The sequence below is a fragment of the Anabaenopsis tanganyikae CS-531 genome, from assembly GCF_029891675.1.
In the GTDB taxonomy this organism is placed as follows: Bacteria; Cyanobacteriota; Cyanobacteriia; order Cyanobacteriales; family Nostocaceae; genus Anabaenopsis; species Anabaenopsis arnoldii.
Window position 1 is genome coordinate 1 of sequence record NZ_JANQDF010000029.1, and the last position, 9,305, is coordinate 9,305.

Here is a 9,305-nt window from a genome sequence, read left to right on the forward strand (position 1 = left end):
TCTACTATCAACTGCACTAGGCATCCCCCCGTGCCATTGACATCACTTATATAATACCAATGTGCTTTCATTTAGCGATTGCTACACACAGATGCAAGCTCTGCGTAGCGATCGCCTGTGCCAGTTGCGTAAGTCCTATTACTGATTTAAAGGCGAATAATTACAACCTAGATATTAAGAATCCCCACCAAGTTGATGTAGCACAGGCTGATTTAGATGAAATGTTAGCAGAGTATCACAAACTCATGGCTGAGTTGGGTGATGTGCGCGGTAAGTTAAAATTTGAGTTGATGTCAGCTTTGAATGATCAAGTTGATCAAACTATAGAATAATAGATAGAAACAAAATATCTTAAAATCTCTGGAGATGAGATTATGCAGATGGAAGTAGTAGAATTTCAAGGTATTGTCAAAGATGGTGTAATTCAAATTCCTGAAATTTATCAAGGAGAACTAGATGGAGAGTCTGTAAAAGTAATTGTGATGAAAAAAGCTAGAAGAACAGCAGCAGTAGATATTATTGCTGAACTGATGGAGCATCCGGTTGAGTTTGAATGGCCACCTTTGACACGAGAGGAGATTTATGAGCGCAATTCATGAGAATGGACATTTTCTAGATTCTAATATCTGGATTTATGCCCTGGCAAATCATGAATACATTAACAAACGCCATATAGCTTGTGGTTTAGTCAATGGTGAAGGGGTAATCATTAGTACACAAGTTATTAATGAAGTATGTCTTAATCTCATTAAAAAATCTTCTTTTACTGAGCAAAAAATAAAACAGTTAATAGAGGCATTTTATCAGGGTTATCACATAATTACATTTAATCGTGATATTTTTGTGAACTCTTCTAATCTTAGGAGTAGGTATAATTTCTCTTTTTGGGATAGTTTAATTGTTGCTTGTGCTTTAGCTGGGGGAGCAAGTATTCTCTATTCTGAAGATATGCACCATGGGTTATTGGTAGATAATAAATTAGAAATTGTGAATCCGTTTAAATGAAAGTAGATACTTTTTTTACAAATTTTGATTTGTTGACTGATGCGCCAAATGCAACAGCTAAGTTGCGGGAGTTGATTTTGCAATTGGCTGTCATGGGTAAGCTTGTAAGACAAGATCCAAATGATGAACCTGCTGCGGTGTTGTTGGAGAGGATTAAATTAGAAAAACAGCAGATGATTCAAAATAAAGTTTTTTTTAAATCAGATAAACTTATACCCATTAATTTAAATGATATTCCTTATAAAATTCCAAGCGAATGGGTTTTAACTAGGATTGGTGTTATTTGCGGATCAATTGTTCCTAATCGAGATAAACCAAAATCCTTTTCTGGCGAATTTCCTTGGATTACTTTATCTAACTTTGATGATAAGGGGATAAATTTACTTAATAATCACTCTGGTTTAGGTTTATCAAAAGAAGAGATTATTAAATATAACGCTCGTATTATTCCGCAAGGTAGTGTACTAATGAGTTGTGTGGGGCGTTTTGGTTTGGTTGCAGTTATTGAACAAGATGTGGTTACTAATCAGCAAATTCATGGTTTTGTTATTCCAAAGGGATTATGTTCTGAATATATTGCCTACCTCATCCAAAGCCAAAAAAATTTTTTAGAATCTACTGCCACATCTACTACCATTTCTTACCTCAATAAAAGTAGATGTGAAAGCATTCCTGTACCCCTCCCACCCCTTGCGGAACAAAAAAGGATTGTAGAGAAGTGCGATCGCCTGATGTCCCTGTGCGACGAAATCGAAAAACAGCACAAACAAAAGCAAGATAGTATTGTGAGGATGAATGAAGGTGCGATCGCTCAACTCCTCTCCTCACAAAATCCCGATGATTTCCGCCACCATTGGGAACGCATTTGTAATAATTTTGATTTACTCTACAGTGTCCCTGAAACCATTCCTAAACTACGTCAGGCGATTTTGCAATTGGCTGTCATGGGTAAGCTTGTAAGACAAGATCCAAATGATGAACCTGCTCAGACTTTAATCAAAAAGATAAAAGCTCAAAAGAAAAAGCTAATAGAAGCTAAAAAAATTCGCAAACAAGAGGATTTAAGCTCAGTTAAAGAGGAGGATAAAGTTTATCAATTACCTGAAAATTGGATTTGGTGTAGATGGAATGATATTGCATTATGTATCGGTGATGTAGACCATAAAATGCCAGCAGAGACTAAGGAAGGCATACCTTATGTGTCTCCTAAAGACTTTATAAAAGGTAACGCCATAGATTTTTCAAAGGCCAAGAAAATTTCACAAGAAGATTTTGAGACTCTGAAAAAGAAAATACAACCGTCACTAGGAGATATTATTTTTCCTAGATATGGAACAATTGGTGAAAATAGGCTAGTTGAAACTGACATTGATTTTTTGGCTTCCTATTCATGTGCTGTTGTAAAAAACTTTCATAGCTTTATAGAACCTAAGTATTCATTTTATTATTCTCTATCTAATCTTGTCAAAAAAGAAATTGAAAGGTATACAAACAAGACTACCCAAGCTAATGTCGGTGTAAAATCAATTAAAAATTTTATATTCCCCCTCCCACCCCTTGCAGAACAAAAACGGATTGTAGAGAAGTGCGATCGCCTGATGTCCCTGTGCGATCGCCTAGAAGCCAAATTAAAACAAGGGAGAGAAAGCAGAGAAAAGCTGATGGAAGTTGCAGCAAAGCAAGTATTGCTAAATTAGCACCAGGGAATTAATGAACTTAAATACATCTAAACAGGGGTTTTAACCCCTGGCTTCTAACTTATATCTCTGAATTAAAAGTAATATACTGTATTATTACTTACATTGGAGAGATTCGCGAGTATCTACACCAGTTTGAGGATTCACCCCACTAGCTTGAGCGCACAGTTTTTTAATTTCCGGTCCATCTAAAATCGCATCGGTAAAATCAGCCCCGGTGATGTCCACATTCTCAAAGATAGAACGTAACATCATCGCATTGGTAAATACAGCATCGGTTAAATCAGCACCTTTAAACTTAGTCAAATAGGCTATACCATCGCTAAAATCTGCACCATGGAGATTTACCCCCTCTAACAAAGAGCCATTGAACACACCGCCGCGGAAATTCGTATTACTAAAATTAGTCTTCTTTAAAACCACATTGGTAAACTCAGTCCCCACCAAATCTTGACCAGAGTAATCTTTTACCCCTACTTCCTCACCCACAGAACGGGTAATACTAGAAGAACTAGCAGCTTGAGCGGAGACGGGGAAGAAAAACACAAAGGTAACTAAAACCAAACTAGCCAGTAGTTGCCAATACTTAATCATTTTTTTGTTAACAAATCTCAACAATTATATTATTCACTATTACAGCTTACTGACGGTGATTAACCCCGGCTAGCCTGAGCCATAACTATAGAGCGTACCCTAGGATATATAATGACCTGCGATCGCATAAATACCTGTGGCTCATCAACAAGACATCACCCCATCCTTAAGGCGAACCCCGTTATATCAACTAAGTGCAGAACTCAAAGCCCGTTTTACCAGCTTTGGCGGTTGGGAAATGCCTGTACAATTTACTGGTATTAGCGGGGAACATGAAGCTGTGAGAACCACTGCGGGGATGTTCGATATCTCCCACATGGGTAAATTCACCCTTCAAGGTAAACACCTAATTAACCAACTTCAGCCCTTAGTACCCTCAGACCTAAACCGACTAAAACCAGGTGAAGCACAATACACAGTCTTACTCAATCCCCAGGGAGGAATTATTGACGACATTATTATATACTATCAAGGTGAGGACAGCACCGGCACACAAAAGGCTGTACTAATCGTCAATGCAGCCACGACAGATAAAGATAAAGCATGGCTATTACAGCAACTGGACCAAAATCAGGTAGAATTTCAAGACCTGTCACAGTCAAAAGTATTAATTGCCATCCAAGGACCAGAGGCCGTTAAACATCTTCAGAGCTTAGTACAAGCAGACCTACAACCTATTAAACCCTTTGGTCATCTCCAAACAACTCTACTGGGTAAACCCGCATTTATCGCCCGCACCGGTTACACCGGGGAAGATGGTTTTGAGGTCATGCTAGATGCAGATGAGGGTATAGAATTGTGGCAAAGACTGCATCAAACCGGCGTTACCCCTTGCGGACTAGGTGCTAGAGACACCCTAAGACTAGAAGCAGCGATGGCGCTTTATGGTCAAGATATTGACGACACCACCACCCCCCTAGAAGCGGGTTTAGGATGGCTAGTTCACCTTGACAGTAAAGATGATTTCATCGGTAGAGAAATTTTAGCACAACAAAAAGCCCAGGGAGTGCAGAAGCGGTTAATCGGCTTACAAATGTCAGGGCGGAATATTGCGCGCCATGGCTACCCCATTCTATCAGCAGGTGAGGTTGTGGGCGAGATTACCAGCGGGACTTTATCCCCCACATTAGGCTATCCTATAGCCTTAGCCTATGTTCCTACTCAATTAACAAAGGTGGGTGAACAGTTAGAAGTAGATATACGTGGTAAGAATTACCGGGGTGTTGTAGTCAAACGTCCGTTTTATCGCTCCCAAAATCGTCTCACTAACTGATAATGTGTTTTGAGTTACTCAATTTAAATTATGGTTATGGCATTTCTTGGTTGAGTAGGTATACCGATAGCTACCGCTTGCGTAACCCATACCCGACCCCTAAACCAGGGAAAAGGTAACTATGGTAGACCTCATATAATCAGGAAACGCGATCATGACCGACCATAACTGAGGGAACTGTGGGCGCTAACTATTTTGAGATGGAAGGAAAAAACTAAAATGTCTTTTGAATATCCGCAGGATTTGAAATACCAGGATACTCACGAATACGTGCGGCTAGATGGAGAAATTGGCACCATTGGTATTACTGAATTTGCTATAGACCAAATGGGTGATGTTGTCTTTTTGGAATTACCAGACATTGGTGACCTAGTAACCAAGGGAGAAACTTTTGGCACCATTGAATCTGTCAAAGCCGTTGAAGACCTCAATTCACCAGTTACCGGTACAGTCATAGAACGCAATGAGATTTTACTTGAGTCTCCCGAAGAAGTAGCAGAAGACCCCTATGGCGAAGCCTGGTTGTTAAAAGTGCGTGTTAATGATCCCGATGAGGTACTGGATGCTTTGAGCGCTGATGAGTACCGCGCCCTGGTAGAAGGGGAGTAGATGAGATATGTAGGGACTTGTCCCTACATATTTGAATATTTGTTGCAAAATATGAAGTAGTTACGTTTGGAGTTCAACTTGTGGTAAGTTACCCACCTATTCCCCAATCCAGCCATGAACCCATAATTAGTGAAATAATTAGTGAAATAATTAGTCAAAGCAGTTCAAAGTTAACTAATTTCCCAGAACGGCACATTGGCCCCGACTCCCAAGAAATCCAAGAAATGCTGGAGGTATTGGGTTTAGAAACTCTGGATTCACTGATTAATCACACAGTACCCCCCGGTATTCGCCTACAAAAAAAGCTCAAATTACCACCAGCACAGGGTGAATATACCGCCCTGGCTAAATTAAAACAAATTGCCGCTAAAAATCAGGTGTGGCGTTCATACATCGGTACTGGATATTATGACTGTATTACCCCCCCGGTGATTCAGCGCAATATTCTAGAAAATCCGGGTTGGTATACAGCTTACACCCCCTATCAGCCAGAAATCGCCCAGGGACGACTGGAAGCCCTGCTCAATTTCCAGACAATGATTATTGACCTCACAGGTTTGGAAATTGCTAACGCTTCCTTACTGGATGAAGCGACCGCAGCAGCTGAAGCCATGAGTCTGAGTTATGGGGTGTGCAAAAATCAAGCCCATGCTTATTTTGTCTCTGACAACTGTCATCCCCAAACTATCGAGGTGTTGAAAACTCGTGCTCAACCCTTGGGGATTGAAATCATTATCGGTGATCATCGCCAAGATTTTACCCAAGGGATTTTTGGGGCAATTCTGCAATATCCTGCTACTGATGGCACAATTTACGACTACCGCGCTTTTATTGAAAAAGCCCATGCTCAGGGTGCATTGGTGACGGTAGCAGCAGACCCTTTAAGTTTAACTTTATTGACACCACCCGGAGAATTGGGTGCTGATATTGCGGTGGGTAGTACTCAACGTTTTGGTATTCCTCTGGGGTTCGGGGGACCCCATGCGGCATACTTCGCTACCAAAGAACAGTATAAGCGCCAGGTTCCGGGGCGCATTGTGGGAGTGTCAAAAGATGCTCACGGTCAGCGGGCTTTACGTCTGGCTTTACAAACCCGGGAACAGCATATACGGCGGGAAAAAGCAACTAGTAATATCTGTACTGCCCAGGTGTTATTGGCAGTCATGGCCAGTATGTATGCTGTATATCATGGTGGAGATGGTATTAAAAATATTGCCTGTAGCATTCACCAGTTAACTGTGATTTTAGCTGCAGGACTAAAGCGGCTGGGTTACAGGATTAGTTCTGAATATTTCTTTGATACCCTGCGCGTAGAGTTAGGCGCACAATCACTTACACCAATTCTGCAAGCTTGTCAAGCCAGAAAGATTAATCTCCGGGTTTTTGATCCTACATCTGTGGGTATTTCCCTAGATGAAACTACTACCCCAGAAGATTTAATTGATCTGTGGCAGATTTTCGCTCTCAGCGATGACTTACCCTTTACTCTAGAAGATTTAACTTCTGATTCCTATTCTCATCTGTTATTGGAGCGCACCAGCAGTTATCTAACTCATCCGGTGTTTAACCGCTATCACTCCGAAACTGAGTTATTACGTTATCTGCATCAGCTAGAAACCAAGGATTTATCTTTAACTACATCCATGATTCCCTTGGGTTCTTGTACCATGAAACTGAATGCTACCGCAGAGATGATCCCCGTTACTTGGGAGGAGTTCGCTAAGATTCATCCCTTCGCGCCGGTTGCACAAACCAGGGGTTATCAAATCCTCTTTCAGCAACTGGAAACCTGGTTAGCGGAAATTACAGGTTTTGCGGGAATTTCTTTACAACCTAATGCCGGTTCTCAGGGTGAGTATACAGGACTTTTGGTAATTCGTCAATATCACCACAGTCGGGGGGAAGGACACCGTAATATTTGTTTAATTCCTGAGTCCGCCCACGGAACTAATCCCGCCAGTGCGGTGATGTGTGGGATGAAGGTGATCCCAGTTGCTTGTGATGCTTTGGGTAATATTGACCTGGATGATTTGCAAACCAAGGCGGCTAAATACGGGGATCAACTGGCGGCTTTAATGGTCACCTATCCTTCCACTCATGGTGTGTTTGAGGAAGGGATTCAGGAAATCTGCGCCATTATTCATCATCACGGTGGACAAGTGTATATGGATGGGGCGAATATGAATGCCCAAGTGGGTATTTGTCGCCCTGGAGATATTGGGGCGGATGTCTGTCATTTAAATCTGCATAAAACTTTCTGTATTCCTCATGGTGGCGGTGGCCCTGGTATGGGACCGATTGGTGTGGCTCAACATCTTGTCCCTTTCCTCCCTGGACACCCGGTTATACCCTCTGGCGATGCTCAAATTGGGGCGGTGGCTGCTGCGCCCTGGGGTAGTGCTAGTATTTTAGTTATCTCTTGGATGTACATTACTATGATGGGGTCTGAGGGTTTGACCCAGGCGACTAAGGTGGCAATTCTCAATGCTAATTATATCGCCCACCGCTTAAAGTCTTACTATCCGGTGCTGTATAAGGGCAAAAATGATTTTGTCGCCCATGAGTGTATTTTAGATTTACGGGGGGTGAAAAAGTCGGCGCTGATCGAAGTTGATGATATCGCCAAGCGGCTGATTGATTATGGTTTCCATGCGCCTACTGTGTCTTGGCCTGTGGCGGGTACTATGATGGTGGAACCCACAGAAAGCGAATCTCGCGCAGAGTTAGATCGGTTCTGTGAGGCGTTGATTGCTATCCGGGGAGAAATATCTGCTATTGAATCTGGCCAGATGGATCTGCAAGATAATCCGCTCAAAAATGCACCCCATACGGCTCACAGTTTGATTGCGGGACTCTGGAATCATGGCTATTCCCGTGAACAAGCTGCTTACCCTGGTCCCTGGACTCGTGAATATAAGTTCTGGCCTAGTGTGGGGAGGGTTGACTCGGCTTTTGGCGATCGCCATTTTGTTTGTGCTTGTTTACCTATGGATGCTTATCAGTAAGGTCATGGGTGGTTAATCACCGCTCCTGACTCTCATATCCCCGACTTCTATTCAGATTTATGGCTACTGCATAAAATGACACTGAGAAGTCGGGGATATCTCTATTAACGCCGTTGCCAAATCTTGATGCTTCCATCCCGATCGCCAGAGGCTAAGGTGCGACTATCGGGGCTAAATGCTACTGAATTAACGTAATTTGAATGTCCCGTGAGGGAGGTGATTTCCTGTAGGGTGGCGACATCCCACAGTTTGATGTTATCCACACCAGAGGCTAAGGTGCGACCATCGGGGCTAAATGCTACTGAACCAACGCCAACTGAACCTCGAGTGATGGAGGCTATTTCCCCCCTGTTGACAGCATCCCACAATTTGATGGTTTCATCCTCACTACCCGAGGAGGCTAAAATGTGACCATTGCTGGGGCTGAAGGCTACTGAGTTAACCCCATATGAATGTCCGATGAGGGAAGTGATTTCCCTTAGGGTGGATACATCCCACAGTTTGATGGTTTCATAACCACCAGAGGCTAAGGTGCGACCATCGGGGCTAAATGCTACTGAATTAACGTCATCTGAATGTCCCTTGAGGGAGGTTATTTCCCGTAGGGTGGATACATCCCACAGTTTGACGGTTTCATAACCACCAGAGGCTAAGGTGCGACCATCGGGGCTAAATACTACTGAACTAACGCCCTCCGTGAGGGAGGCGATTTCCAACCTGGTGGCGACATCCCACAGTTTGATAGTCTCCCAACTCCCAGAGGCTAAGGTGCCACCATCGGGGCTGAAGGCTACTGAACTAACGTTATCTGAATGTCCGATGAGGGAGGCGATTCGCCGCTGGCTTAACACATCCCACAGTTTGATGGTTTGATCATCTCCACCGGAAGCTAAGGTGCGACCATCGGGGCTGAAGGCTACTGAGTTAACTTTATCTGTATGTCCGCTGAGGGAGGCGATTCGCCGCTGGGTTACCACATCCCACAGTTTGATGGTTTGATCATCTGCACCGGAAGCTAAGGTACAACCATCGGGGCTGAAGGCTACTGAGTTAACGTTATCTGTATGTCCATTGAGGGAGGCGATTTCCCCCCCGGTGGCCACATCCCACAGTTTGATGGTG

General features: G+C 43.0%; 9 protein-coding genes. 7 read left to right on the forward strand and 2 right to left on the reverse strand.

All coding sequences use genetic code 11. The annotated features are described in order from the left end of the window. Nucleotides 1-59 precede the first annotated feature (59 nt). The 4 genes from NWP22_RS02780 to NWP22_RS02795 are packed head-to-tail and all read left to right on the forward strand — an operon-like array spanning nt 60 to nt 2,702. Nucleotides 60-332, forward strand: coding sequence for a hypothetical protein (locus NWP22_RS02780; RefSeq protein ID WP_280801483.1), 273 nt, complete (start codon nt 60-62; stop codon nt 330-332). A gap of 42 nt (nt 333-374) precedes the next feature. Continuing rightward, nucleotides 375-599 (forward strand): hypothetical protein, encoded by a 225-nt coding sequence (locus NWP22_RS02785; protein WP_271730536.1) that lies wholly within the window; start codon nt 375-377, stop codon nt 597-599. Beyond that, nucleotides 583-1,005 (forward strand): PIN domain-containing protein, encoded by a 423-nt coding sequence (locus tag NWP22_RS02790; RefSeq protein ID WP_271730534.1) that lies wholly within the window; start codon nt 583-585, stop codon nt 1,003-1,005. Before NWP22_RS02785 ends, NWP22_RS02790 begins: the two co-directional genes overlap by 17 nt. Further along, the gene (locus tag NWP22_RS02795; RefSeq protein WP_280801485.1) at nt 1,002-2,702 is read left to right on the forward strand and encodes a restriction endonuclease subunit S; all 1,701 of its coding nucleotides are present in this window, start codon (nt 1,002-1,004) and stop codon (nt 2,700-2,702) included. The genes NWP22_RS02790 and NWP22_RS02795 overlap by 4 nt, the downstream gene beginning before the upstream one ends. A gap of 96 nt (nt 2,703-2,798) precedes the next feature. Here NWP22_RS02795 and NWP22_RS02800 read toward each other — a convergent pair whose 3' ends face one another. Further along, nucleotides 2,799-3,293 (reverse strand): pentapeptide repeat-containing protein, encoded by a 495-nt coding sequence (locus NWP22_RS02800; RefSeq protein ID WP_271730591.1) that lies wholly within the window; start codon nt 3,291-3,293, stop codon nt 2,799-2,801. Between the two features lie 139 nt (nt 3,294-3,432). On the opposite strand from NWP22_RS02800, the gene gcvT reads away from it, so the two are divergent. From gcvT to gcvP, 3 genes are all read left to right on the forward strand, one after another. After that, on the forward strand, nt 3,433-4,569 hold the full coding sequence (gene gcvT, locus NWP22_RS02805) for a glycine cleavage system aminomethyltransferase GcvT (protein ID WP_280801486.1): 1,137 nt from the start codon (nt 3,433-3,435) through the stop codon (nt 4,567-4,569). Nucleotides 4,570-4,788: 219 nt separating this feature from the next. Then, nucleotides 4,789-5,178 carry a glycine cleavage system protein GcvH gene (gcvH, locus tag NWP22_RS02810; RefSeq protein ID WP_271730529.1) on the forward strand — a complete coding sequence of 130 codons (390 nt, stop codon included), beginning with the start codon at nt 4,789-4,791 and terminating at the stop codon, nt 5,176-5,178. 80 nt (nt 5,179-5,258) lie between these two features. Next, a complete protein-coding gene (gene gcvP, locus NWP22_RS02815; protein WP_425332603.1) occupies nt 5,259-8,183 on the forward strand; it encodes an aminomethyl-transferring glycine dehydrogenase in 2,925 nt (974 codons plus the stop codon). A 104-nt stretch (nt 8,184-8,287) separates the two neighbouring features. Here gcvP and NWP22_RS02820 read toward each other — a convergent pair. Then, nucleotides 8,288-9,305, reverse strand: a 1,018-nt coding sequence (locus tag NWP22_RS02820) for a WD40 repeat domain-containing protein (RefSeq protein ID WP_280801487.1), incomplete at its 5' end; no start/stop codon positions are given.